Here is a 24,547-nt window from a genome sequence, read left to right on the forward strand (position 1 = left end):
ACGCTTTGCTGCAACACCCGCCTTGGCTCGCCACAGCAACTCGCCCTACTGCCTACGGCAGGGCTCAGACACTCTGTGGCGACCAAAACGGGGTTCCAGCCCGCGTTTGAAAGCTCATTTGTATCGCCAAAGCTGGTTTTATCGCTTCAGTTACTGGCATACTTGGCTAACTATGTCCGCATAAAGGAGCACTGCATGAGCTACGATAACAACAATATTTTCGCCAAAATTCTGCGCGGCGAAATCCCCAGTTTTAAAGTGTATGAAGATGATTACACCCTGGCCTTTATGGACATTATGCCGCAGGCTGATGGCCACACCCTGGTGATCCCAAAATTTGCTGCGCAAACCCTGCTCGATATACCAGCAGACCAGCTAAGCCATACGATGACCACAGTACAAAAAGTGATGTCGGCGCTCAAATCTACCTTAGGTGCTGAAGGCGTGGTGCTGATGCAACTTAACGGCGAAGCAGCCGGCCAAACGGTGCCGCATCTGCACTTTCATCTGATCCCCGAGCATTTATCGAAGCTAAAAGGCCACGGTGCGGCGATGGGCGATATGGAAAAAATTAACGCCCTGGCGGAAAAAATTCGCGCCGCGTTGTAAATCGGCTTAAGCTTTGGCAAATATAACAATAATAAGCTGTCATGCCGTATTTTTATCACACCTTATCTGAGTTAACCCGGCGAGTGTCGGGCTCTGTGCTTTGGCGCAATCTGCTGCTATTTTTGCTTTGGTTAGCGGTGTGGATGTTAGGTTTGCTGGTCGAATATACCGAGCATGCCAGTGTCTGGTTTCCGGCGGCCGGTTTAACCTTTGCTGCACTATTTATTGGCGGCGTACGGGTAATGCCAGTGCTGGTAGCCGCTTGTGTCTGTATTACCTACTGGGCCGGGCATTACTATCAGCTAAACCTGAGTTTCTGGCAGTTAACCCAGGCCGGGTTGCTGTTTGCTATCGCCCATATTCTGCCGTATTACGTTGGCGCCCGGCTACTTCGGCATATTGCGCTGGGTACGGTTTTTAATTTGCCGCTGTTTGTCATTAGCTTTTTAGTCATCGCAGCGCTTGCAGCGCTGCTGGCAACAGCGCTGGTGATCTGTGCTTTGGTAATATCTGGCATGCTGCCATTAGCGGAGGTTAGCCGTACCTGGCTACCATTCTGGGTTGGTGATATGGCCGGTGTTATCGTGATAGCGCCGCTGTTTGCCAGTTTACTGAGTGCGTTATACCCAGCCCCCAAGTTTGTGTTAGATAATGTGCTGGGGCCGCAGCAACGTATTGCCAGCAACCAGTTTAAGTACAAATTACTGCTGAATATCAGCTTGCTCAGTCTGGCGATGCTGCTGGCCTGGTATGCCGATACGCCGGAAAGCGCCTTTGCTATCTTCTTTTTAGTGATCCCGCATATGTGGATCGCCAGCACCGAAGCGCCGTTTTATAACGCAGTCAGTGTGGCGTTAAGCAGCTTTGTGATTGCCTTATTAGTAAACCTGCTGGCGCTGATGGATTATGTCATGGTGTACCAGTTTGCCATTAATGTGATTGCCGCCAATGCCTTGTTTGCCCTGGCCGTACCCAGTTTAACGGCGGCTAATCAGCAGCTTAAACTGGTAGCCTCTACCGATAGCCTGACTCAGGTGGCCTCGCGTGAGCACTTGCAGCAACGGGCGAGTTTAGAGATTAGCCGCAGCCTGGAGCAACACCAGGCTTTGTGTTTAATGGTGTTTGATATCGACCACTTTAAGCAAATTAACGACAAATACGGCCACAGTAAAGGCGATGAAGTGCTGCAGCAGGCGTGTCTGGCGGCGCAGCAAATGCTCAGGCCAACCGATGTGATAGGCCGCTATGGTGGTGATGAGTTTGTCGTGATCCTGCCGCATACCGAGCAGGACGTTGTAGTGGCGATAGGGCAGCGTATTATTGAGCGGCTAAAACACATTACACTGGATGAGCAGTTAACGGTATCGGCCAGTTTTGGTGTTGCCGCATTGAAAGCAGATGATAATTTTCGCAGCCTATTTGAACGTGCCGATACGGCTTTGTACCGCGCTAAGCAGCAGGGGCGCAGCCAGGTTGCCTGGCACTAGGCTAAATATGGCGTTGTCATGTTATTTTCACTTGAGCTGGCAGTGAATTCTGCTTAAGGTAGCCGGCCTGTTTTTATCCTTTACTGTATTGGGTTGAGTTATGAAGCGCTCACTGCACACTACCTTTTTGCAAATTGCCTTTCTGTGTACTGCATTGTGCAGTGTATTTTTTCTTCCTGCCTGCACTACGCCATCAGCAGACAACGCTGGCTTGACACTGCGCCTTATTCATATTAACGACACCCATTCACAGTTTGACCCAAGCCCGGCCGCCTTTAAAAACGCCGACAATCAGCCGCTTTATACCTTTATTGGTGGCCATCCGCGTTTGCTGACACAAGCAGCGCAATTGCGCCAGCAAGCCCGGCAAGATGCGACAGCTGCGCTATTTTTACACGGCGGTGATGCCTTTAAAGGCAGCGCCTATTTTGAGCTGTTCGAGCAGCGTATTAATATCGATATCCTGAATAGGATGAATATTGATGCGATGGCACTGGGCAATCACGAATTTGATATTGGCCTTAACAAACTGGCCGACTTTATCGACAACGTCAATTTTCCCGTGTTGGCGGCCAATGTCGACACCTCAGCTGAACCCATACTGGCAGACAGTGAAAACTTAAAGCCTTATCAGTTATTTGTGCTGGAAAATAACCAACTTAGCGCCATTGCATCCATAAGCCAGGCGGCCGGGCGTGAGCTGGTGGCGGTATTGGGTTTGGCGCTGGAAGATATGCGTGCGATATCGCCCGATACCGGCGCTTTAGTGTTTGACAGCGAAGTGGCCAGCGCGCAGCGCACTGTCGATAGCCTGCAACAGCAAGGCGTGAAGCATATTATTGCGCTGACGCATTTGGGCCATCAGCGCGACCTGGCGCTGGCCAGCGCGGTAAATGGTATCGACGCCATCGTCGGCGGCCATTCGCACAGTCTGCTGGGCGATTTTCGCCACTGGTATTTAGGCCAGCAGCGGCCCTATGCCGAGCTTATTACTAACCCCGACGGTGTTGGCCGTACCTGTGTGGTACAAGCCGGCCAGTTTGCCCAGGCAGTGGGGCAGGCTGAACTCACATTTAACCGCGATGGCCGCCTAACGGCCTGCAGCGGCGGCAATACCTTGCTGGCCAGCCGTGATTATTTCAGCTCAGCACTTCGCACCGACGACAGCCGTATTGATAGCCAGGCACAGCAGGCGACAGCGCGTTTTGTGGCCAGGTTGCCGGGTACCGCCATTGTTGAGGAAAACCTAATGCTGCGCGCTGTGTTGGATAACAGCTACTTGCCGGCGGTACGTGAGGCCTATGGCAAGGTCATTAGCGTAACAGATGCCGAAGTCGCGCATGTGCGTTTGCCTGGCTCGGGTGGCAGTGATCAGCATGGCTCTAAGCTTGCCGGCCATATTGCCGATGCCATGCTGTGGTATTTGAATACTGATGATGTGCAGCGGCTGATGAAAAAGCCGGTGCAGCTGGCACTGATTGGCGCCGGCAATATCCGTGCGCCGCTGCCGGCTGGTGAAATACGTGAGGGCAATATCCGCCTGGAAGTCTTGCCCTTTAATACGCCGCTCAGTGTGCTAAGTGTAACGGGCAGTGAGCTTAGAGCTTTACTTAGCGGCATTATCAGCCAGTCGGTGGTAGCCGGTGCCCATACCGGTAAATACCCTTATGTCGCCGGCATGCGTTACACTGCCAAGCAAAACGGGCCAGATACGGCAATTCTTACTCAGTTAGATATTCAGCAGCAAGGCCGTTGGCAACCTTTGGATGACAAGGCGCGCTATACGCTAGTCACCACCAGTTATCTGGCCGATGGCAATGACGGCTGGCAGCTACTGCAACAACTGCAGGCCGAAAAAACTGACCGCGTAGATATGGTGCTGCGTCAGCAGCAACCTGCGTTGTATCCGGTAACCAAGGTAGAAGCAAAGGCCGACAGCAGTGGCAAGCTTTCTTTTGCTGCCCGTTATTATAATTTGCCCGCACTGCCGTGTAATAGCGAAGGGGTAGATTGTAAAGTAGCAGCACAGGCTTTTATTGACTACCTGCAAGCAAAACCTGAGCTATGGCAGCAACAGCGCGAGCCGACGGTGACTCTGTTACGTTGAAAAGATCAAAGAAGAGATTAGGGCAGTGTAAACTGCCCTAATCTAAAGAAATTCCATATATATCACGCTGTAGATTACTGAGAACAAACAAGAACCCATCATCCACGCTGCCAGCATTTTGTCGCGTTTGGTCGAGATTTTGTGCAACAAGTAAGGGTCGATAAACATAGCGAACTCGCCCCAAATCGATGGCGGAGTAACCAGTTTTATTGCATAAGTGGCCACCCGCCAGCCGGGACCGTCCCATTGGCTAATGGTATCTTTGTTAAGTGCTCTAAGCTTCTTCTCCAGTGGCCGCATGCTTAATTGAGCAAACACCAACCAGGAGGCGGCGAAGTTGAGCATTACAAAGATGCCGAAGACAGTAGCAATATCCAGAGTATTATTTAACTCTGTAACAGACATTAGTGTTCAGCCCCTTGTGAAGTTCTGAAAAGCTAGTTATTCAATAAACAAGGTAAAGCCAATTGCCATTGCTATTGCTGTCAACCAAGAAAGCCAGAACCATACAGCTCTTTTGGTATCAGCGGATGTTGCCAGCTTATGTAGCAAATAGGGATCTAAAAACATCGTGTAGTTTCCCCAAATATGCGGTGGCAGGACTAGTTTTATCGCATAAGTGGCCACCCGCCAGCCAGGGCCATCCCAATCGCTTAGATTGTCTTTGTTAATTTCACGCAATTTTTTCTCAAGTGGTCGCATGCTGTAATGGGCAAAAACAAGCCAAGAGATTGCGGCGTTTAGCAGCACAAAAATACCAGCCAATAAATACTGTAATTCAAAGTCTGTGTGGTTAATGCCTTTGTCCATTAGCTTTTAACTCGTAATTTGAGCGCGCTTTTATTGTATGTGTTATGAAAATGTCTCAACGTACCAAATGCATAAAATAACGAACAACAGACCTGACAACATTAACCAAAACGCAAGTGTTTTGTCTTTAGTCGTAGCTAATTGTTTAAGTAAGTGAGGATCAATCAGCATCGTATTTTTACCCCAAAATGATGCTGGCAACACCAGTTTCATCGCGTAGGTAACCACCCGCCAGCCCGGCCCGTCCCACTGACTGATCGAATCTTTATTCAGCGCTTTTAACTTCTTCTCTAATGGCCGCATACTCAGGTGCGCGAATATCAGCCAGGAGAGAAAAAAATTGATCATAAATGCAAACATTAAGATGGTTGCTGTGAACAAAATATCGTCAGAGGTGAACTCTGAAATCATCTTCTCCCCCTGGTCGAATAATTTGCACTTCGATCGTAAATGACACCAGCACCAGTTTTTGCTGCTGAATTAACGTATTTAGCTGAGTAGTAACCTGCTGCTAATGCGGTTAAGCCTGCTCCGGCTAGAATAACCCATCCAGCAGGCGTCCAACCCAATGCAATACCTACTTTTGTCATTGCCGCAGCGGTAGATGCGAAAGCAATTTGTGCTGTATATGCACCTGCAGCAGTACTGGCACCAAAACCGGTAATTTCTTGTACTGCAACTCGATGATAATCTTGTCCTTGCTGTTTTGCATCTGCAACACTGTAAGCTCTGAGTCCAGCATCAATCAGGATTACACTGTTCCCAAGATATGTTGCTCGCTTGGACATATTGCGTAAAGTTTTAACATCAGTTGATTTTGTCACTTCAAGTTTGGCAACAGTAGATTGGTTTAACCTGCCAGACATAGCGATATTAGTGCCTCGGTTGGCACTAGCGATAGCGCTTCGGGCTCTGGGAGACTTGAAGTTAGCAAGGTGTCGCTTGAGTTGATATTCAAAGGTTTGCTGTAGTTTTCCATGATGAGTTTTAGCAATTTGTTCAAGGCGTCGTATTTCAACTTTGGTTGCGCCTTGCTTTCTGGCTTCGTATATCTGCAATAATGCTTTTTCATACTTAGCCATACTTTCCATCAAGCCGTTTCTGCTTGAGGAGAGTGTGCCTGCCAGCGCACCACTTAAGGTGGAACCATCGTCTTTTAAGTATGGATAAATATGCTCATCATACATAGCTGCCAGTGCCAGCGTATTGTCAGAACCGATACTTTCTACGGTATGACCGATCACTTCGCGCTGTTGCTGCGGAATAGTACACATTTGGCTGTAAAAATCATGAGCGTCTGCCGCCCCGGCATTTAGCACATAGGGCTGGTAGGGCTGCAGAATATCGGCAACTATGCTTCTGTTATTGCGATAAAACTGCTGCTGCCAGTTTTTATCTGCAAAAGCAGCATCAGCAAATAACCTATTCGTATGTTGCGGGCGGGTGTTTAACAGAATATCAGCCATAACCATGTCCTTATCGGTAAATAGGGCTGATTTTACGGTGTGGCTAAAATTGGTGCAATAATTGTTTACAATTAATTATCTGTGTATTTCTTTATTTATCACCTTAACGTTTAAATTTGGTTTCTAAAATCACCGATGAGTTAGTGCGCTCTACGCCGTCTAAATTACCGATATCATCCAGTATATGGCTTAGCTGCTCGGTGCTTTGCGCCTGCACTATAGCGATAAGATCGTACTCACCGCTGATGGCATACAACGCCGACACCTGCGGTATCTGTTTTAGCTCAACGTTGGTTTTGGCGGTTAGTTTTTGCCGCACTTTAATACTGACATGGGCCGATACTAAGGATGCCAGATAATCCTCGCCGTAATCGACCGAATAGCCTTTGATGACGCCGCTTTGCTCTAAGCGGGCGATGCGGGTTTGTACTGTAGAGCGCGATAAATTAAGCATCCGGGCCAGGTCAGAAATACTGGCCCGGGCATTGTGTTTCAGCGCTGCGAGTAACTTCTCATCTTCCTTGCTTATCATTTTGTAAAACCTGCACGTTAAATTGCAATATTAAGCTGTAAAATTGCTGATAATGATACTGCAATATGACATGGCTGACCAATATAATAAAGACACTTTTTACAGCGCCGCCAAGTATTATTCGAACCAAGGCCGGCTAAACGTAGGCAACAGTGAGGTTTTTATGCAGGTAACAAGAAGTTTGTTCGACGAGGTGATGGTACCTAACTATGCACCGTCAAAAATTATCCCGGTAAAAGGGGAAGGCTCACGGCTGTGGGATCAGGATGGCCGCGAGTTTATCGACTTTGCCGGCGGTATTGCCGTTAACTGTTTAGGCCATTGCCATCCGGCGTTAGTGACGGCGTTAAAAGAGCAGGCCGACAAGCTGTGGCACTTATCTAACGTGATGACCAACGAGCCGGCGCTACTGCTGGCCAAAGCGCTGGTAGAGGCAACCTTTGCCGAGAAAGTTTACTTTGCTAACTCAGGCGCTGAAGCCAACGAAGCGGCATTAAAGCTGGCACGCCGTTATGCCAAAGACAAGTACGGCGAGCAGAAAAACCAGATCATTGCCTTTAAACAGGGCTTTCATGGCCGTACTTTCTTTACCGTGACCGTAGGTGGACAGCCGGCCTATTCTGATGGTTTTGGCCCCAAGCCAGAGGCTATCGTGCATGGCGAGTTTAATAACCTCGATAGCTTAAAAGCGCTGATCAGCGACAACACCTGCGCTGTGATGGTAGAGCCGGTGCAGGGCGAGGGCGGTGTTATGCCGGCCACGGTTGAGTTTATTAAAGGCGTACGCGAGCTGTGTGATGCACATAACGCCCTGCTGATTTTTGATGAAGTACAAACCGGCGTTGGTCGCACCGGCGAGCTGTATGCCTATATGGGCTATGGCGTAACGCCGGATATTTTAGCCACCGCCAAAGCGCTGGGCGGCGGTTTCCCGATTGGCGCTATGTTAACTACGACCGAGATTGCCAAGCATTTGGTGGTTGGCACCCATGGCTCGACTTACGGCGGAAACCCGCTGGCCTGTGCGGTGGCCTTGGCGGCGCTTAACACCGTAAATACGCCAACCGTTTTAGCGGGCGTAAAAGCTAAAGCGCAGCTGTTTAAAGACGGGCTGAACAAAATTAACGAGAAATACCATGTATTTAGCGAAGTACGTGGCCAGGGCTTATTAATTGGCGCCCAGTTAAACAGCGATTACGCCGGCAAAGCACGTGACTTTATGCTGGCGGCGGCCGACCAAGGCTTAATGGCCTTAGTGGCTGGCACCAGCGTGATCCGCTTTACGCCATCGCTGGTTATTCCGGATGCCGATATCGCTGCAGGCTTAGCCCGCTTTGAGCAGGCGGTCGCACAAGTGGTTAAGGGCTAAGTTATGTTAGTGATCCGGCCGATAACGGCAGCGGATTTTGCTGCACTGAAGCAAATTGCTATTGAGTCTGGCGCGGGGTTTACCTCGCTGCCGGTGAATGATGCACGTTTGCAGCAAAAAATTGCCCATGCCGAACACAGCTTTGCTGCCAGGGTAGAGGGCCCGGGCGATCAGGGCTATCTGTTTGTGCTGGAAGATACACAAACCGGTGAAATTGTCGGCACCACCGGTATTGAGGCGGCAGTGGGCTTAAGTACGCCGCTGTATCACTTTCAGCAAAATACCGTTATTCACCACAGTGCTGAGCTAAACGTCTTTAACCAGTTAAAAACCCTGACGCTATGTAACGACTACACCGGCGCGTCAGAGATTTGTACCTTGTTTTTGCGTGAAAGCTACCGGCGTAACCATGCCGGCCGGTTTTTATCCAAGGTGCGGTTTTTGTTTATGGCCGAATACCCCGAGCGCTTTAGCGATCGGGTAATTGCCGAGATGCGTGGCGCGGCCGACAGTGACGGCCAGCCGCCATTCTGGCACTGGCTGCAAAAGCTGTTTTTAACCATTGATTTCCCCACTGCCGACCATTTAATTGGTATAGGTAAAAAAGCCTTTATTGCCGAGCTGATGCCGCGCCACCCGATTTATGTTGGCTTATTGCCCGAATGTGCGCAGCAGGTGATTGGTCAGGTGCATCAAAACACCAAGCCGGCGCTGAAAATGCTGGAAAATGAAGGCTTTGCCCACCGCGGCTATATCGACTTATTTGATGCCGGCCCTACGGTAGAAGCGCGCTTAAGCCAGATCAAATCAGTGGCGGCCAGTAAAAAAGTGCCGGTGAAAATAGCTGAGGTACAGGGCGAGCAAACGCTGGCGGTGGCGAACACTGAGCTGCAGGGCTTTCGTGCCAGCTTTAGTAAAAACGCAAAGTTTGATGCAGATCAGCAGCAATTGCTGCTAACTAGCGAGTTTGCCGATACACTGCGGCTGCGCGATGGCGACCTGGCAAGATTTATTGTATTGGACAAGGCCTGAGGGCCAAGCAAGTAATAACGTGTAATGAAAAGGCGGATAAAAAATGCATACTGATGTAAAAGTGTTGTTTGCCAACCTGTGGCAAGACTATGTAGCCGTAACTCCTTCTGCCAAAAAAGTACACCAGTTACTTGGCAGTTCGCAGCAGGATGATGTGATTAACGATCATATTGCGCTGCGTACCTTTAATCTGGAAAAAGTCGGGCTGGAAAAACTGGCCGCGCACTTTAAAGCGCTGGGCTATGAAGAGTGTGGTGAATACCATTTTGAGGCGAAAAAGCTGTATGCCAAGCACTATGAGCATCCGGATCGCAGCCTGCCAAAGGTGTTTATCTCTGAGCTGTTGCTGGATAAATGCTCGGCTTACCTGCGGGATACCATCACCGCCTTGGTTGAGCAAATTCCCGCTGAAGCAGTAACTGCCGATAACTTTCTGTACAGCGGTACGCACTGGCAGGTAAACCAGGCCACCTATGAAAAGCTGCTGGCAGAAAGCGAATACGCCGCCTGGGTTGCCGCCTGGGGCTACCGTGCGAATCACTTTACGGTAAGCGTGAACGAGCTGCACAGTTTCGATACGTTAGAGCAAGTGAATGCAGCGCTTAAAGAGGCTGGCTTCCTGCTAAATACGTCTGGCGGTGAAATTAAAGGCACGCCAGAGGTATACCTGGAGCAGTCATCAACGTTGGCCGATTTACATCCTGTGCAGTTTAGCGATACCGTTGCGACCATTCCAAGCTGCTTCTATGAGTTTGCCCGTCGTTATCCGCTGGCTAACGGCTTGCTGTACACCGGTTTTGTTGCGGCCTCTGCTGATAAAATTTTTGAGAGCACTAACGCCCGTTAATACGGTAGTGTGACGTGTAAAGTGATCGGGGCCAGCAGCTTTGCTGGCCTTTTTTATTGCTGCCCGGCGCGATTTTGGTTGATCTGCGGCAACTTTCGTTCTGTACTGCACTCTTAGCAAACGCAAACTACCGATAAGGGTTTATCTGCCAGTGGTTAAAACTATTTTTGCCATTACGCTGCTGGGTGTTGTTGCGGCATTGCCGCTAGCGCAGGCCAGCACTATCACCACACAAATTATTCCGCTGCCGCACCCGCCTAATGGCAGTGTGTTGCATTTGGCCGACAATAAACAACTGGCGGTGTCCGGCTTCAGCCAGTTTGAGCGTTGGTTAAGTGTGGTCAATTTAACCGATTACAGCAGCCGCATGCTGCCGATACCCGATGATGCACAATATTTTAGTCAGGCAAAACTGGCCGGTAGCAGTGGTGACACCCTGGTGTTTCTCGGGCTGGGCGGTGTCAGTGTATTAAGCGCTGACGGCAGCTATGCCCAGCGTATTGTCACCAGCGAGTCAATTTACCGGGTACTGGATAAAAACCGCCTGCGCGAAGCCGATTTTGTTGTCGATTTAGGTTCGGGCCTGAGTGACTTTTTAATTCCGGATTTTCAGCACACACATTTATACCGTCAGCAGAGTGACGGTAGCTTTGTGCATTACCCGCTTACTGTGTCCGCCCAGATGCGCAGTTGGCGTAATAGCCCGGACTATACACCCAGACGTCACTTTATTGCCGATGTGAATAACGATGGCAGGCAGGATCTTGTTTTTGTCGCTGACGGCAAGTTTCAGCTGTTTCTGCAGCAAGCCGATGGCAGCGTTAACACAGCACCTGTCGTTGCAGATTGGCCGGTAAGCCTGTCGACCGAGCAGGAAGCTGATCAGCGCAACGATGCCGGGCGCAGCTATAACGGCCAGAATATCGATACGCTGCGTGATATCACTGATATCGACGGCGATGGCATAGTCGATTTAGTGATTAACCGCGAGCAGCTGGCCGACGCACTGGAACGTAACAACAGCTTTCGTATTCATTTTGGCCAAATGACAGAGCAGGGGCTTAATTTTAACGCTGAACCAGAGACTTTTATTACTACGGATACCTCGCCAATTGATGTGGTGATAGACGATTTTAACGCCGATGGTCGCAAAGATTTTTATATCCCCAGCACCCATTTTGGTGTCGGCACTATCGTACGGGTGTTACTGCGTGGCAGTGCAAATTTAGATATCGATTTTTACCTGCTCAGCCAAGATCGGCAGTACCCGAAAAAAGCCGATTTTCGCCAGCAAGCCACTATCGATGTCAGCATTGGTAATCTGCGCTACGATATGCCGCTGTTTAAACTGGCGGATATGCAGGGAACCGGGCATAAATCGCTATTGGTGGGGGAAGGTAGCGGGCAGTTAAAGCTGTACCAGCACGAGGATAAACGTTTATTCAGCCGGCGCGCTGAGCGCTTTAAACTGGCGCTGCCGCGTGATGCCAGCCGCGCCAAAGTATTTGATTTAAACGGCGATGGTAAAGAAGATTTGGTACTGCCGTTTGACAGCCAGGAGGCTGAGCAATACCGCAATCAACTGCATTTGCTGATTATGCCATAGTGGCTTATTCCACCATTGCCATCACATCGTTAATCATGTCGTCCATGGTTAACAGGCCACTCAGCTGGTTATCGCGCAGCACCAGCAGCCGTTTTAATTTATGTTGTGTCATCAGGCTGGCGGCATGTTTTAGCGCCAGCTGCTCAGTAACTGCAATAGCCGGTTTAACGCAAACGTCGTAGACGTTGATAAGGTCAATATCGCCTTCTTCGGCAATAATGGTTTTCAGAATATTGGTGTAGGTAATAAGGCCGTAGGCATCGTGCTCATGTTGGCGGTCAACTACCAGGCTTTTTACCTTATGTTTTTTCATCAGGCTCATGGCTTCGCGCAAGGTGCTAAAAGGTGAAATACAAATTACCGGGCTGACCATCAAGTCTTTTACCAGTTTAACTGCCATGCTGTTGCTCCTAGTTGTCTTGCTCGCGCAAATGTTGTTCAAATTTCATGATCTGGCTCATATCAATACCGGTCAGATGGTCAATCGGCACAGTGAACGCTATACCGCGTGACTTACCGTCCTCAAGCAAAATAGCCTGCATCTTTTTTAAAATAGGCAAAGATAAATGCTTGGCGACTACCATCAGTAACACCGACTGGCTGCCTTCAAAGGTCATACCAAAAAAGGTTTTTTTACTCTCACCCCCTATGCCTTTACCGCTCAGAATAGTAATGCCGGTGGCGCCGGTTGCCTGGGCTTGTTCTATCGCCGTTTGCTCCAGCTCTTCCGGGGTAATCACGACAATGGCAGAAAATTTCATACCGGTACACTCCTGCGTTTTATAAGTTGCTCTACCACTATGGCGTACAACATAACGGTAATAATAGGAAAGATAGAGGCAAAGGCGATTAGACCAAAGCCATCAATTAATACATTGCGCCCTTCAATTGACGAGGCCAGGCCAATGCCCAGCGCGGTCACCAGCGGTACAGTAACCTCAGAGGTGGTAACGCCACCTAAGTCAAAGGCCAGTGCGGTAATATAAGCCGGCGCCAGAGCGGTTAGCAGTACCACCAGCAGGTAACCGGCCATAATGTAATAGTGAATAGCGTCGCCGCTGATAATACGATACACGCCAACGGTAATGCCTATGGCGACACCCAGTGCCACGATAAAACGGATCACCGAGCCTTTGAGCTTACCGGGCGATGCTTGCTCAGCCTGCTCGCCTATGGCAATAAGTGCCGGCTCGGCCATGGTGGTGGCAAAGCCAATCATAAAAGCAAACAACAAAATAAGCGCAGTATAGTTTTTTGCAATCAGCTGCTCTGCCATCAGGCTGCCAACCGGAAACAGGCCCAGTTTTAACCCCAGCACAAAGGCATAAAGCCCTAATAACACCATGCTAAAGCCCAGCACCACCTTGATTGGGTTTGCCAGCGGCCGGCGCAAAATAACATACTGAAACACCAGTACCACTAACATCATGGGCAGAATGTCTTTGAGCATAGTGGCCAGATCGATGAGAGCTTTTACCAACCAAAATACCGGTTTCGCCTCTGTCGCAGCGGCAACAACAGTGGCCGCCGTACTGTAGTTATATACCCAGATGCCGTACAGCTGTACGCTAATCATCGGTACCATCACCGCCAGTGCCACTAGCCCAAAGCCATCCATCAACGGGTTGCGGCCTTTAATTGAGCTGGCCAGGCCCAACCCCAGAGCGGCAATTAACGGCACCGTGACGATGTTGGTGGTCACGCCGCCGGAATCATAGGCCAGGCCGACTATTTCGGCCGGGGCAAAAAAAGTCACGGTAAGCACCAGAATGTAGCCACCAATCATTAACCAGTGAATTGGCCAGCCTAAAATAATGCGCAAAATACCCAGCGCCATCACCATACCGACCGAGCAAGCCACAATTAAGCGCAGCGTTAAGCCATTAACCCGGCCTTCGCTAATCAGCTGCGCCTGCTGTGCTACGGCAATCAACGCCGGCTCGGCAATCACAGCGGCAAAGCCGATAGCAAAGCCAAACAGCAGTAACAGCGGCAGCGAGCCTTTGCGGGCAAATTGGTTGGCCAGGTTTTTACCCACCGGAAAAATGCTTAAATCTAACCCGAGTAAAAACAGCGCTATACCAATAGCAACAATCAGTAAGCCAATAATAATGCTAAGCGGCTCAGGCGGTAGGGTTTGAAAAATAGCCAGCTGAAAAAACAGCACCACCGCCACTATTGGCAGCAGGTTTTTCAGCGCATGTAAAAATTGATGCAGAAACTGCTGCAGTAACAGCACCGGGGCTCCACGGCTTAAGGTTTAAAACTGCAACACAGTATAGGTTATTTTGTCTGGAACTGATTGATCAGGAACAAATAAAGTGCCTAAAGCTAAGGTTTATCTGCATAAACCTTAACGCATAAGACGAGGTAAAAGAGAGTCAATTATGACCAAGTTAGCCGACGTTATGATATGAATCTTCATAACCTGAGTTAACAGGCTAACAATCAGTGCAGCGGAGGGTTAGCTCCCTTCAACTTTGCTGCAAGTACGCACTTTTTTATTTGAACCTATCACTTTTTCATTACGGCACACTAATCTGCCTTCCTCTGAGTTCTCTGCAGCCGCTTGAGGGGCTGTCGTGGCCTCGGTAGAGGTAGGTGTCGCCTCTGAGCTAGCTTTTTCTGTTGATGCACAAGCAGTTAGCATGAAAATGACAATAGTAGTAACAAGAATACGCAAGATAAAATCCCTAAATTAGTTATATTGCTGCGACACAGTATTTAACTGTTAAGGTTTTTGCAATGCTAATAAATAAATATTTACAATTTAATCGGGTAGTGGGCGTTTTCATTAGCAAATGGGGTCAGAGTTCTCTGACCCCATTTTTGGCGATTAACGCGGTTCAAACTCAAATGGCAGGCGTTTTACCTCACGCAGGCCAATTTCGTTGAGGCTATTGGCATCGTACAAACGGCCATTCACCATCGTATGGGTTACCCGATCGCTTTGGCGGATATCTTCAAGCGGGTTGCCGTCAATCACGATTAAATCAGCCAGTTTACCCACTTCCAACGAGCCTAGCTGATGGTCCATACCAAAGGTTTTTGCCGGGTTGATGGTAGCGGTTTTTAATGCTTCCAGCGGGCTCATACCACCCTGGGCGAACATCCAGATTTCCCAGTGTGCGCCTAAGCCTTCGCGCTGGCCGTGGGCGCCGATATTGGCTATTACACCAACATCGCTCAGCTCTTTGGCGGTTTTAACCACATTAAAATGGTTGTAGTGATGCTCTGGTGCTTTTGGCCGGCGCATACTGCGTGGCGCCAGCTGGTCCATCGGCACATAGGTACGTAATTTGGGGTGTTTCCACACTTCGGTTTTGTCATACCAATAGTTTTCACCCCAGATACCGCCATAGGCCACGTTTAGCGTTGGGGTGTAGGCGGTGCCACTGGCCTGCCACAGCTGTTTCACATCCTCATACACTTTTGCCGCAGGCAGCGCGTGTTCTATGGTGGTGTGGCCATCGACTATCATGGAAAGGTTATGCTGCATTAACGAGCCGCCCTCGGGCACCACCATCATATTCAGCTCACGTGCCGCTTGTATTACCTGCTGGCGCTGGTTGCGCCGTGGCTGGTTATAGCTTTTAACGCTAAAAGCACCGGCTTTTTGCAAGCGCTCTAAGTGAAATTTGGCATCCTCCAGGCTGTCGATATGCGAGGTATAACCCGCGCCCTCAGCGCCATATAAAATGGTACCGGTGGAGAAAATACGCGGCCCGGCAATGCGGCCGGCCTTTTGCATTTCGCTGGCAGCGAATACTTCGCGGGTATCATTGGACGGGTCGTGAATGGCGGTTACGCCAAAAGCTAACGAGGCATAATTCAGCCAGTTTTGCTGTGGGATGATCTGATTACTGCCCTGGCTGCCATGGGCATGGGCATCAAATAAGCCCGGCATAATAGTTTTTCCAGTAATATCAAACACTTTTGCTTTGACTGGAATGGCAATATCAGCCCGTTTACCTACGGCGATAATCTTGTTGTTTTCAACTACGACCACGCCGTCCTGAATGACCTCATCGCCATTCATGGTAATCACCTGGCCGCCAACAAAGGCCACGGTGCCGCGTGGGCTGTCCACTGCAGCGTTAAAGCCAAGGTTAACGCCATTTTTGGCGGCAAAGTCGGTTTTACTGTCAAAGCCAAACAAGCCGTCGATGCTGGCATGGTAAAGCTCCGGCCCTAAGCTCCAGTACAGGTGACGGCTATCACCGGCCCAGCTGATATATTCACCGGCGCGCACCGACAGCTGTTTTACTGGAAACTGTTTATCGCTGCCGCTAACATCAATAGCGCTGCCACGCTCGGTAAAGGGCGTAACAAACACTTTAAAGCGATCGGCAAAGGCCAGGTATTTGCCATCTGGCGACAGTTTAAACTCGGTGCCAAATTTGGCCGTGTACAGCGTTTGCTGGCTGTGTTTGGTTAAATCGATACGGATCAGGCTGGGCGCTTTGCCATAGTCCATCGCATACACGGCGTCATTAGCAGCAGCAAACATCGGCGCGCGGCCATTGCGGCTGATAAGCTCCGGCGTGCCGCCTTTATGGCTGATTTTATACAGGCCGGTGTTTAACGACCACTGCCGGGGTAACAGGCTGCCGGCGCCGGTTTTGCGGTACACCACGGTTTTGCCATCCGGGCTGAACACCGGCTCGACATATTTGCCCGGCTCGCTGGTCAGTTTGCTGATACGGCCGTTACGTAAATTCAGAATATTCACCGCGCCCTGGCTGTTATCATTCCAGCTGACGTACACCAGCTCTTTGCCGTCACGGGAGAACTGCGGGTAATATTCAAAGTCGGTGCTTTGTTTGGTTAAGCGTCTTGGCTTGGGGTTAGCCACATCAGTAATATACAAATGCCCCAGCGCGGTAAATACCGCTTGTTTGCCATCGGGCGATACCTGCACAAAGCGCAGCATCTTAGTATCAAACTGCTCCTGATCCAGGTTTTGCTTTATCCGTACTGCGGTTTGAACTTGCTTAGTGGTATCTACGCTAAACGGCACAGTCGCCAGCTTTTTGTCGGCAACACTGAGCTGTTTAATTTCACCGCCGGACCAAAACAACAGCGCTTTGTTGTCCGGCGTCCAGGCCAGTGTAGGATAAACGCCATGAATAGCCCAGGTTTCCTGCATATCGCGGTCTAAGCCGTCATACAACTTAATATGCTCACCGTTTTGCAAGTCGTACAAAAACAGCGTGCTTTGAAAATCTACCCGGCGGATATAGGCCAGATATTTGCCATCCGGTGACGGCGTCGGGCGGATAGCGCCACCAGCGCCGTCTAATACCACTTCCCATTTGCCGCTTTCACGCTCAAAGCGCTTTATTTTATAAATGCCGCTTTCGGAGTCTTTGCTGTAATGGAAGGTTTTGCCCGGTGTGTCATCCTGTGAAAAGTAAATGTATTTGCCGTCGGGTGAAAATGCCGGCTCGCCTAAGTCTTTTTGATCGTTCGGCCGCTCGGTCAGCATAATGCCGCTGCCACCGGTTTTATGGTACTGCCAAATCTCACCGGCGCCCAACGAGCGGCTGGCGGTAAAGTGCTTGCGCGCCACAATAAACTCGCCGTCCGGGCTCCAGGCAGGGCTATTGAGCAGGCGGAAGGTTTCGTTAGTGACTGCGCGCTGGTCGCTGCCGTCAGCGTTCATCAGCCAGATATTATCGCCGCCGCCTTCATCGCTGGTGTAGGCAATATATTTGCCATCCGGGCTAAAGGTGGGCTGCATTTGCCAGCCAATGTCCGGCGTTAAGCGTTTAGCCTGGCCGCCGCTCACCGGCATGGTGTAGATATCGCCCAGTAAGTCAAAAGCGATTGTCTTGCCATCCGGGCTTATTGCCACGTTCATCCAGCTGCCCTGGTTAACCTTAATATTAACCTCATTAAACTGGCCCTGCGGCGCGTTAACATTCCAGGCCGGGGCTTTGTCGGTTTCGGCATGCAGAAAAAAACTGCTTAGCATCAGTGCCAGCAGACTGGGTGTAAAAGCTTTCATCATCGGTTCCTTGGAGGTGAGCTGTTATTATTATCAGAATATGGCTTACCAGAGTGACATAAACTGGTTGCAGAGTTAAGTTTTTGCTGGCTGCAGTGCGCTGAAAGTCACTACATAGGAGACAAAGTGCGCTATTGTTGCATTTTACTGCTTTGCAAGGATATTGCTGAGCCAGATCAAAGGTTCAGGAAATCAGTCTTGTAATATAGCCGCAACTGGTACAGATTTTACAGGGCACATAAGCGGAGTCTGAGATGAAATTTAAACTTATTATGGTGTTTACCGACATTGATAAAACCGACAAGTTGCTGGACGCCGCCCGGCAAGCTGGTGCTACGGGAGCGACGATTATCTCCAGTGCAAAAGGGCAGGGCCTTGGCAAAGCCATCGGTATTTTTGGTCTGGAGCTGTTAAACCCCCGTGATGTAATTCTGGTGCTGGTAGAGCAGCGCCGCGCCGACCATGTGTTGGAAACCATAGTAGATATTGGTGGGCTGGATGAAAAGCTGGATACCGGCATTGCCATCATGCTGGACGTTGAACGTGCGCTAGGGTTAACTGAACATATCCGCACGCTGGAACGTAACATTCCGGTTGAGTAACCCACCATTAGCCCTAAACAGACAAACCGGCAAATTTATCTGTTAGTACTGGTCAGCCGGACCGCGTCATTGCTATTATTGCGCTAAGTTATTGACATAGCATAAAGGTCTGCCAGTTTAGGCTGGCAGGCCAGCCGCTTTTCTGTTTAGCGAGAGCTCATATCATCATGTTTGTTGTCGACCAATTAATAATGCTGGCCGCTATTCTGATTTTGCTGGGTATTTTATCCAGCAAACTGTCGGCCCGGCTTGGCTTACCTATGCTGGTGCTGTTTTTACTGGTCGGTATGCTGGCAGGTGAGGACGGCATTGGCCGTATTGCCTTTGACAACCCGCAAGCAGCGCATGCGCTGGGTACGCTGGCACTGGCACTGATTTTGTTTGACGGCGGCTTACAAACGCCGGTGCAGTCAATTAAACAGGTGTGGAAACCTGCCTCTATACTCGCCACGCTGGGTGTATTGATTACAGCCGTGGCGACTGGTGTCGCAGCCAGTTACATCCTGCAAATTAGTTTACTGGAAGGTCTGCTGCTGGGCGCTATCGTTGGTTCAACGGATGCGGCTGCAGTATTTTCGTTGTTGCGTAATGCCGGTATTAACCTTAACAGCCGGCTTAAATCGACTCTTGAAATAGAAAGCGCCTCGAACGATCCGATGGCTATTTTCCTCACTGTAGGTTTGTTGGAAATTTTGGTTAACGGCCTAAAGCCTGGCGTGGGTTTGTTGCAGTTGTTTTTGCTGCAAATGGGGCTGGGTGCCATCATTGGCTTAGCAGTTGGCTACGGCATTATCAGTATTATCAATCGTATTCATCTGCAGGCCAGTGGTTTATATCCGATAATGGTTACGGCCGCGGGCTTACTGGCGTTTGGTGTGGCGGCCAACCTGGGCGGTAGTGGCTTTTTGGCGGTATTTATTTGCGGTGTTATTGTCGGCAATGCCCGCTTTGTATTTCAGCGCACCACATTTTTATTTCACGACGGTCTGGCCTGGCTAAGCCAAATAACCATGTTTGTTATGTTGGGCTTGTTAATTACACCTAGTTCGTTACTTACAGTATGGTGGCAGGGTTTATTAATTGCCGCGGTGTTAGTATTTGTCGCCCGGCCTATTGCGGTGCTACCTGTGCTAAAGCTGTTCGGTTTTAACAGCCGCGAAATGACATTGGTATCCTGGGTAGGGCTTCGTGGTTCTGTGCCGATTATTCTGGCGATTTTTCCGCTGATGTTTGGTCTTGGTAGTGCCGAGCTGATTTTTAACGTGGTGTTTTTCGTGGTATTGATTTCGGCAACCTTACAAGGCTCAACTTTGGCCTGGGTGGCGCGTAAGCTAAAATTGATTGAACCCTTACCGGCTAAAGCGCCAGCTACACTGGAGATTACCTCATTAGGTGAGGTAGACGCCGAGATTGTTGAATACACCTTGTCGGATAACTCGCGGGCAGCCAACCGTCGTTTAGCCCGTATGGCACTGCCCGAAGGTGTGGTGGTGGCGATGATTACCCGGCAGGAAAAAGTGATACCGCCGCGCGGGTCTACGGTGTTGCAGGCCAACGATCATCTGTTTGTGGTGATGAAAAACGACTATAAAGCCATAGTAGAGCAGGTATTTGCCGACAAAGGCTTCAAACCGGCCAAAGTAGCCACTGAGTTCAGACTTAAAGGCACCAGCACGCTGATGGATATCGATTGGTGTTTTGGCTTTAATTTAGCTCTGAGCCATGCAGATATGTCGCTGGAGCAATTGTGTAAACAGCAACTGGGTGACACCCTGGCAGAACAGCAACAGTTTAGCATAGAGCAGTATCAGTTTACTGTGGCCGAAATGGTCGGTGAGCGGGTCACTACGGTATTGCTGCATGTTGTTGCGCAGACTGAGGCCGATACGGCATCGTCTGGTGCAGACAACGCAGTGTCTGAATGAGAAAAATCTTGTGATTGAATCACCTTGTGTAGCCTGTTGCCGGCTAAACGCCGATAAAGTCTGTGTTGGCTGTTATCGTCATATTACCGAAATAGTTGACTGGAACCGGCGTACAGATGATGAAAATGCGGCTATATTACAACAAGTTGCTATAAGAAAACGTCAGGCTGAGCACACAGGTGATATTGAAGGCCTTACCAGCCCAATTACTCAGGCCGAGTGGCAGGCGGCAAAACAACAGGTACGTAACCGTTAAGGAATAACTATGGTTGACTGGCAGCTGGTGTTTAATATCAGTCCTTTTGCCTGGACTGAGCTGGGTACAGCATTACTGTGCGGTTTTATTATTGGCCTGGAGCGGCAGCTACGAGGTAAACCGGCCGGTATACGTACCAGTATTCTTATTGTGATGGGCACCTATGTGTTTATTGCCGCGTCGATGTCGGTGAACAGCAATATGACCGATCCGTCACGCATTATCGGCCAGGTGATTACCGGCGTTGGCTTTTTAGGTGCCGGTGTGATGCTGGCGCGTGATGGCATGGTACTGGGTGTAACCTCGGCTGCAACGATTTGGGTGCTGGCAGCTATTGGTGTCTGTATTGGCATCGGCCAGGATCTGGTAGCAATAAAACTGTCGGTACTGGTGGTGGCGGTATTGGTGGGTATAGATATACTGGAGAATTCATCGTCAGCGATGCGCCGTGGCGTGCATCGTACTTACAATGAATGGTTGCACCGGGCTAATGGGAGTTTGTTTGGCCGGCGGAAAGAGGATCAGGTTGCTGCGGCAAAGCAGGATATTGACGACCCGCATTAACAACGGCATGCAATTAAAAAAGGCGCTATAAAAGCGCCTTTTTTATGAAAATCAGTATATTAGCTGGCGCTACGCTCTTTGATCGTGTTAATGATTGGCGAGCTGGCAAAACCATTGCTATTGGCCCACTCGATATCACCTGAAGCGGCTACCTGGCTGCCTGGTAACTGGCTGATAATAAAGCCGGCAGCGTCTGCAGCGTTGTGCTTAATAGCGTGGCGAACCAGTGGTAAACCGTCACATACGATACCATCGTAAACGTTACGCAGACGTAAACGGTTGTCTGATAAGGCTTTGCGCAGGTTATTTTTGTTATCTGCAGCAACGTAAGAGCAGATAGACATGGCTAACTGGTCGTCGGCAGCAACCGGAGCACTGATAAATGAAGTAGTGGCGATAACAGCGGCTAAAGTGAATAATTTTGCTTTCATATTCAAGCTCCAAAATGAGTTAAGGTTCAATCATCAGTACAACAACTGTTGCAACACACGAAAGGACATAAGGCATGTCGTTTAACTCTGACAGAGCAGAATAAACATCGCACTTAGCGACGGCAGCCCAGCTATCGTAGAAGTCAGCTTACTGACAACCTTAGACCTGAAGCTTTGCGTGTTCACCCTTTCGGGTGACTTGCCTTTCGAGCGTGCGCATTCTAATAAGCGCTTAATTTTTATGCAAGCGAAATTTTCAGCAAAACAAAAATATTTTTAACTTTAATCGCTTAGCTAAACAGCCCTGATGGCGGCAGTGTTGCTGGCGCACTGCTGGGTAACCAGTGTTAGCGCCTCGCAGGTAAGCTTCGCACTCATGCTGGCAGCACCGGCAAGGCGGCAAGCTTGTTCTGGCAGTAACGGCAGTTTTAGCAGAGCACCCTGTAAATTAGTGTTCTGATGTTTGATATAGTGCATTAAACCATAATAAGCATGGTTGGCGACGCCAGTGCCGGCATGATAAGACAATTGAGCCGGGATCTGTTGCTGTTGCAAGGTACTGACCAGTGCTGCCAGCGGCAGGTTGCTAAAGTAAGCGGCCGGGCCATGTTGTGCGGTCAGGCTGTCTTTGGCAATCTGGTTATCCTGATCCGGGCTTAGGCAGTGGTTAATATTTAGCGCAACCTTTTCCAGGCTGATTTGTGTTTGTGCTGCATCTTGTGCCAGCAGCAACAGCACCGCCGGTTTATGCTGGGTAATCAGCTGCTCCAGCACGACTAAACTGCGTTTAAATGCATAAGGCAGTGCAGCTAACTGCAGCTGATAGCCGTCAGTGCTGCCAGTCTTCACCAGCGGTGTTAACGCATTAAATAAGGTGTGCTTATCCTGTGGGCTGGCCGCATCCAACGCGGCAAGTAGTATGGTACGCATCGGCGTTCTGCTCCTTCAGCTTAGCGCTGTTAACATACTACAGCCGTTAGTGTATTGCCAGATCCAGCACCAGTAGCGATGACACTGCGCGCTGCCAGCGCTGCTGCAACTGCTGTGCGCTGTCATTGCTAAGCTGTGGCGATAGCCTCTGGCCAGCGCGCCATACCTGGCTGATGTCCGTTAGCTTTGTAAACCAGCCCAGCTGCAATGCCGCCAAAAAGGCGGCACCCAGTGCGGTGGCGTCACTGTTGGCAGCGGGCTCAACCCTAAGCTGGCAGATATCGGCCAGCGCCTGCAAAAACCATTGGTTTACCGTCATGCCGCCATCAACCCGCAGCTGGCTAATATTAATGCCATCACTTTGCATCGCCTTAAGTAAATCCTGGCTTTGATAGGCCACGCTTAATAGTGCCGCGGCACAAAGTTGTGGCGCACCGCTGTCGCGTGTCATGCCAAGCAGTGCCGCTCTTACCTCAGGCTGCCAGTAGGGCGCACCCAGGCCGGTAAAGGCCGGGATCAGTAGTTCCGACTGCTGATAATAGCTTTGGCTGGCCAGGTGTTCTGTGTCACTGGCCTTTTGTATCACACCCAGCTTGTCGCGTAGCCACTGCACCGTGGCGCCGGCCATAAAAATGCTGCCTTCCAGTGCATAGGTCGCCTGGCCGTTAAGTTGCCAGGCTAGGGTGCTTAATAACTTATGCTGGCTACGTAGCACCTTTTTACCGGTATTGACCACCGTAAAGCAGCCAGTGCCATAGGTGCTTTTACTCATACCAGGCTCGGTGCAGGCCTGGCCCAGCAGTGCCGCTTGCTGATCGCCAATCATGCTTAATATCGGTATGGCAGTGCCAAACAGTTCTGCGCTGGTATGGCCAAACAAGCTGGCATTATCCTTAATGCTTGGTAGCAGCTGCGGCGGGATACTAAACAGCGTTAACAGCTCGTCATCCCAGTCTTGCTGTTGCAGGTTAAACAGCAGGGTGCGGCTGGCATTGCTGGCATCGGTGGCATGCACTTTACCGCCGGTCAGGCGCCACAGCAGATAGCTGTCGACGGTACCAAAACACAACTCGCCACGCTGTGCTTGCTGGCGTGCATCGGGCACGTGATCGAGCAGCCAACGTAGTTTAGTGGCAGAGAAATACGGGTCGGCTAACAGGCCGGTTTTTTGCTGCAGCAGCGGCTCCTGGCCGCTGGTTTTGAACTGCTGGCAATAATCGGCACTGCGCCTGTCTTGCCAGACAATGGCCGGATATACGCAGTGGCCGCTGTCTTTATGCCATAAAACGGTAGTTTCCCGCTGATTCGTTATGCCTAAAGCAGCAATATCGGCTGCGCTCAGTGTAGCTTGCTCAAGAGCCTGACGAATGCAGCTGACGACACTTTGCCACAGCTGCTCAGGGTCTTGTTCTACCCAACCAGGCTTGGGGTAATGTAAGCTAATTTCCTGCTGCGCTTGTGCCACCACCTCAAGCTGGCGGTTATACACTATGGCGCGGCTGGAGGTGGTGCCCTGGTCTATGGCAATCAGATAGTCTGGCATGGTGTAACGCTTAACCTTTTGCTTTAGTTATTGTTTAGCCTAGCAGCAAACGGCTACACTGCCTATCAGTAAAGCGGAGGCCATGATGATAGTAACGTTTAAAACCAAAGCCAGTGGTGATGTGACCTATACCGGTGACATTGCCCTGACGCTGCTGAAGATGATGGGGCGCGATGATAAAGTGCCTTCTGCTTTATATGCTGAGGATGTCACACCGGCGCTTGAAGCGCTGCGCGCTGCACTGGCGCAGTATGTTGCCCGCCAACAGGCTGAATCGGCTAACCATGACAAGGATCCTCATCAGGACGCTGCACAAAAGCGCAGCATTGCGCTAACGGTGCGGGCGCAGCCTTTATTGCAGTTACTGGAAAAAGCGGCGAAAAAACACTCCCCGGTGCTGTGGCAATAACTTAGTGTGCTG

At 50.1% G+C, this 24,547-nt stretch carries 24 protein-coding genes and 1 riboswitch; of the genes, 12 read left to right on the plus strand and 12 right to left on the minus strand.

From position 1 onward, the window contains the following. Positions 1-195: 195 nt before the first annotated feature. The 3 genes from RNAN_RS02765 to RNAN_RS02775 all read left to right on the plus strand — a co-directional run bounded on the left by RNAN_RS02765 (position 196) and on the right by RNAN_RS02775 (position 4,203). Positions 196-609 (plus strand): HIT family protein, encoded by a 414-nt coding sequence (locus tag RNAN_RS02765; RefSeq protein WP_008218553.1) that lies wholly within the window; start codon positions 196-198, stop codon positions 607-609. Between the two features lie 41 nt (positions 610-650). Beyond that, on the plus strand, positions 651-2,096 hold the full coding sequence (locus RNAN_RS02770) for a GGDEF domain-containing protein (RefSeq protein ID WP_008218554.1): 1,446 nt from the start codon (positions 651-653) through the stop codon (positions 2,094-2,096). A gap of 100 nt (positions 2,097-2,196) precedes the next feature. Continuing rightward, on the plus strand, positions 2,197-4,203 hold the full coding sequence (locus tag RNAN_RS02775) for a bifunctional metallophosphatase/5'-nucleotidase (RefSeq protein WP_008218555.1): 2,007 nt from the start codon (positions 2,197-2,199) through the stop codon (positions 4,201-4,203). Positions 4,204-4,245: 42 nt separating this feature from the next. Here RNAN_RS02775 and RNAN_RS02780 read toward each other — a convergent pair whose 3' ends face one another. The 5 genes from RNAN_RS02780 to RNAN_RS02800 all read right to left on the minus strand — a co-directional run bounded on the left by RNAN_RS02780 (position 4,246) and on the right by RNAN_RS02800 (position 7,011). Further along, complete coding sequence (locus tag RNAN_RS02780) at positions 4,246-4,608, minus strand: hypothetical protein (RefSeq protein WP_008218556.1); 363 nt, start codon at positions 4,606-4,608, stop codon at positions 4,246-4,248. 36 nt (positions 4,609-4,644) lie between these two features. After that, positions 4,645-5,013 carry a hypothetical protein gene (locus RNAN_RS02785; protein ID WP_008218558.1) on the minus strand — a complete coding sequence of 123 codons (369 nt, stop codon included), beginning with the start codon at positions 5,011-5,013 and terminating at the stop codon, positions 4,645-4,647. A 42-nt stretch (positions 5,014-5,055) separates the two neighbouring features. Then, positions 5,056-5,424: a hypothetical protein gene (locus RNAN_RS02790; protein WP_008218560.1), complete on the minus strand. Its 369-nt coding sequence runs from the start codon at positions 5,422-5,424 to the stop codon at positions 5,056-5,058. Beyond that, positions 5,421-6,479 (minus strand): hypothetical protein, encoded by a 1,059-nt coding sequence (locus tag RNAN_RS02795; protein ID WP_008218563.1) that lies wholly within the window; start codon positions 6,477-6,479, stop codon positions 5,421-5,423. Before RNAN_RS02795 ends, RNAN_RS02790 begins: the two co-directional genes overlap by 4 nt. Before the next feature lie 103 nt (positions 6,480-6,582). Then, entirely contained in the window at positions 6,583-7,011 is a 429-nt protein-coding gene (locus RNAN_RS02800; protein ID WP_008218564.1) for an Lrp/AsnC family transcriptional regulator, read from the minus strand. A 163-nt stretch (positions 7,012-7,174) separates the two neighbouring features. Between RNAN_RS02800 and RNAN_RS02805 the strand changes: the two genes are divergently transcribed. The 4 genes from RNAN_RS02805 to RNAN_RS02820 all read left to right on the plus strand — a co-directional run bounded on the left by RNAN_RS02805 (position 7,175) and on the right by RNAN_RS02820 (position 11,865). Further along, positions 7,175-8,380: an aspartate aminotransferase family protein gene (locus RNAN_RS02805; protein WP_040551550.1), complete on the plus strand. Its 1,206-nt coding sequence runs from the start codon at positions 7,175-7,177 to the stop codon at positions 8,378-8,380. A gap of 3 nt (positions 8,381-8,383) precedes the next feature. After that, on the plus strand, positions 8,384-9,412 hold the full coding sequence (gene astA / locus RNAN_RS02810; protein ID WP_008218566.1) for an arginine N-succinyltransferase: 1,029 nt from the start codon (positions 8,384-8,386) through the stop codon (positions 9,410-9,412). Between the two features lie 43 nt (positions 9,413-9,455). Then, the gene (locus RNAN_RS02815; protein ID WP_008218567.1) at positions 9,456-10,259 is read left to right on the plus strand and encodes a DUF1338 domain-containing protein; all 804 of its coding nucleotides are present in this window, start codon (positions 9,456-9,458) and stop codon (positions 10,257-10,259) included. 151 nt (positions 10,260-10,410) lie between these two features. Continuing rightward, positions 10,411-11,865, plus strand: coding sequence for an FG-GAP repeat domain-containing protein (locus RNAN_RS02820; RefSeq protein WP_008218568.1), 1,455 nt, complete (start codon positions 10,411-10,413; stop codon positions 11,863-11,865). Between the two features lie 4 nt (positions 11,866-11,869). Here the strand turns inward: RNAN_RS02820 and RNAN_RS02825 are convergent, their stop codons facing one another. The 4 genes from RNAN_RS02825 to RNAN_RS02840 all read right to left on the minus strand — a co-directional run bounded on the left by RNAN_RS02825 (position 11,870) and on the right by RNAN_RS02840 (position 17,875). After that, positions 11,870-12,265 carry a CBS domain-containing protein gene (locus RNAN_RS02825; RefSeq protein ID WP_008218569.1) on the minus strand — a complete coding sequence of 132 codons (396 nt, stop codon included), beginning with the start codon at positions 12,263-12,265 and terminating at the stop codon, positions 11,870-11,872. A gap of 10 nt (positions 12,266-12,275) precedes the next feature. Further along, on the minus strand, positions 12,276-12,626 hold the full coding sequence (locus tag RNAN_RS02830) for a P-II family nitrogen regulator (protein WP_008218570.1): 351 nt from the start codon (positions 12,624-12,626) through the stop codon (positions 12,276-12,278). Continuing rightward, positions 12,623-14,104 carry a DUF1538 domain-containing protein gene (locus tag RNAN_RS02835; protein ID WP_008218571.1) on the minus strand — a complete coding sequence of 494 codons (1,482 nt, stop codon included), beginning with the start codon at positions 14,102-14,104 and terminating at the stop codon, positions 12,623-12,625. Before RNAN_RS02835 ends, RNAN_RS02830 begins: the two co-directional genes overlap by 4 nt. A 597-nt stretch (positions 14,105-14,701) precedes the next feature. Next, positions 14,702-17,875, minus strand: coding sequence for an amidohydrolase family protein (locus RNAN_RS02840; RefSeq protein WP_008218573.1), 3,174 nt, complete (start codon positions 17,873-17,875; stop codon positions 14,702-14,704). Positions 17,876-18,129: 254 nt separating this feature from the next. On the opposite strand from RNAN_RS02840, the gene RNAN_RS02845 reads away from it, so the two are divergent. From RNAN_RS02845 to RNAN_RS02860, 4 genes are all read left to right on the plus strand, one after another. Further along, positions 18,130-18,477 (plus strand): P-II family nitrogen regulator, encoded by a 348-nt coding sequence (locus RNAN_RS02845; RefSeq protein WP_008218575.1) that lies wholly within the window; start codon positions 18,130-18,132, stop codon positions 18,475-18,477. 167 nt (positions 18,478-18,644) lie between these two features. After that, on the plus strand, positions 18,645-20,402 hold the full coding sequence (locus RNAN_RS02850; RefSeq protein WP_008218578.1) for a potassium/proton antiporter: 1,758 nt from the start codon (positions 18,645-18,647) through the stop codon (positions 20,400-20,402). A gap of 10 nt (positions 20,403-20,412) precedes the next feature. Then, positions 20,413-20,658, plus strand: a complete 246-nt coding sequence (locus tag RNAN_RS02855) for a DUF1289 domain-containing protein (RefSeq protein ID WP_008218580.1) — start codon at positions 20,413-20,415, stop codon at positions 20,656-20,658. A gap of 9 nt (positions 20,659-20,667) precedes the next feature. Further along, a complete protein-coding gene (locus tag RNAN_RS02860) occupies positions 20,668-21,222 on the plus strand; it encodes an MgtC/SapB family protein (protein ID WP_008218582.1) in 555 nt (184 codons plus the stop codon). A gap of 59 nt (positions 21,223-21,281) precedes the next feature. On the opposite strand, the gene RNAN_RS02865 is transcribed toward RNAN_RS02860, so the two are convergent. From RNAN_RS02865 to glpK, 3 genes are all read right to left on the minus strand, one after another. Beyond that, the gene (locus RNAN_RS02865; protein ID WP_008218583.1) at positions 21,282-21,653 is read right to left on the minus strand and encodes a DUF3718 domain-containing protein; all 372 of its coding nucleotides are present in this window, start codon (positions 21,651-21,653) and stop codon (positions 21,282-21,284) included. A 118-nt stretch (positions 21,654-21,771) separates the two neighbouring features. After that, a riboswitch (cyclic di-GMP riboswitch) is annotated at positions 21,772-21,867 on the minus strand. Between the two features lie 80 nt (positions 21,868-21,947). Next, on the minus strand, positions 21,948-22,583 hold the full coding sequence (locus RNAN_RS18595; RefSeq protein WP_008218584.1) for a pyroglutamyl-peptidase I: 636 nt from the start codon (positions 22,581-22,583) through the stop codon (positions 21,948-21,950). Positions 22,584-22,629: 46 nt separating this feature from the next. Then, positions 22,630-24,126 (minus strand): glycerol kinase GlpK, encoded by a 1,497-nt coding sequence (glpK, locus tag RNAN_RS02875; RefSeq protein ID WP_008218585.1) that lies wholly within the window; start codon positions 24,124-24,126, stop codon positions 22,630-22,632. A gap of 82 nt (positions 24,127-24,208) precedes the next feature. Here glpK and RNAN_RS02880 point away from each other — a divergent pair, with 82 nt between their 5' ends. After that, positions 24,209-24,535 carry a DUF1840 domain-containing protein gene (locus RNAN_RS02880; protein ID WP_052027245.1) on the plus strand — a complete coding sequence of 109 codons (327 nt, stop codon included), beginning with the start codon at positions 24,209-24,211 and terminating at the stop codon, positions 24,533-24,535. Positions 24,536-24,547 lie beyond the last annotated feature (12 nt).

The sequence above is a fragment of the Rheinheimera nanhaiensis E407-8 genome (assembly GCF_000296695.1).
GTDB lineage: Bacteria > Pseudomonadota > Gammaproteobacteria > Enterobacterales > Alteromonadaceae > Alishewanella > Alishewanella nanhaiensis.

Bases quoted from the DNA above. Each gene is read 5' to 3' on its own strand.
- RNAN_RS02765 (WP_008218553.1), top strand. From the start codon at position 196: ATGAGCTACGATAACAACAATATTTTCGCCAAAATTCTGCGCGGCGAA.
- RNAN_RS02770 (WP_008218554.1), top strand. From the start codon at position 651: ATGCCGTATTTTTATCACACCTTATCTGAGTTAACCCGGCGAGTGTCG.
- RNAN_RS02775 (WP_008218555.1), top strand. From the start codon at position 2,197: ATGAAGCGCTCACTGCACACTACCTTTTTGCAAATTGCCTTTCTGTGT.
- RNAN_RS02780 (WP_008218556.1), bottom strand. From the start codon at position 4,608: ATGTCTGTTACAGAGTTAAATAATACTCTGGATATTGCTACTGTCTTC.
- RNAN_RS02785 (WP_008218558.1), bottom strand. From the start codon at position 5,013: ATGGACAAAGGCATTAACCACACAGACTTTGAATTACAGTATTTATTG.
- RNAN_RS02790 (WP_008218560.1), bottom strand. From the start codon at position 5,424: ATGATTTCAGAGTTCACCTCTGACGATATTTTGTTCACAGCAACCATC.
- RNAN_RS02795 (WP_008218563.1), bottom strand. From the start codon at position 6,479: ATGGCTGATATTCTGTTAAACACCCGCCCGCAACATACGAATAGGTTA.
- RNAN_RS02800 (WP_008218564.1), bottom strand. From the start codon at position 7,011: ATGATAAGCAAGGAAGATGAGAAGTTACTCGCAGCGCTGAAACACAAT.
- RNAN_RS02805 (WP_040551550.1), top strand. From the start codon at position 7,175: ATGCAGGTAACAAGAAGTTTGTTCGACGAGGTGATGGTACCTAACTAT.
- astA (WP_008218566.1), top strand. From the start codon at position 8,384: ATGTTAGTGATCCGGCCGATAACGGCAGCGGATTTTGCTGCACTGAAG.
- RNAN_RS02815 (WP_008218567.1), top strand. From the start codon at position 9,456: ATGCATACTGATGTAAAAGTGTTGTTTGCCAACCTGTGGCAAGACTAT.
- RNAN_RS02825 (WP_008218569.1), bottom strand. From the start codon at position 12,265: ATGGCAGTTAAACTGGTAAAAGACTTGATGGTCAGCCCGGTAATTTGT.
- RNAN_RS02830 (WP_008218570.1), bottom strand. From the start codon at position 12,626: ATGAAATTTTCTGCCATTGTCGTGATTACCCCGGAAGAGCTGGAGCAA.
- RNAN_RS02840 (WP_008218573.1), bottom strand. From the start codon at position 17,875: ATGAAAGCTTTTACACCCAGTCTGCTGGCACTGATGCTAAGCAGTTTT.
- RNAN_RS02845 (WP_008218575.1), top strand. From the start codon at position 18,130: ATGAAATTTAAACTTATTATGGTGTTTACCGACATTGATAAAACCGAC.
- RNAN_RS02850 (WP_008218578.1), top strand. From the start codon at position 18,645: ATGTTTGTTGTCGACCAATTAATAATGCTGGCCGCTATTCTGATTTTG.
- RNAN_RS02860 (WP_008218582.1), top strand. From the start codon at position 20,668: ATGGTTGACTGGCAGCTGGTGTTTAATATCAGTCCTTTTGCCTGGACT.
- RNAN_RS02865 (WP_008218583.1), bottom strand. From the start codon at position 21,653: ATGAAAGCAAAATTATTCACTTTAGCCGCTGTTATCGCCACTACTTCA.
- RNAN_RS18595 (WP_008218584.1), bottom strand. From the start codon at position 22,583: ATGCGTACCATACTACTTGCCGCGTTGGATGCGGCCAGCCCACAGGAT.
- glpK (WP_008218585.1), bottom strand. From the start codon at position 24,126: ATGCCAGACTATCTGATTGCCATAGACCAGGGCACCACCTCCAGCCGC.
- RNAN_RS02880 (WP_052027245.1), top strand. From the start codon at position 24,209: ATGATGATAGTAACGTTTAAAACCAAAGCCAGTGGTGATGTGACCTAT.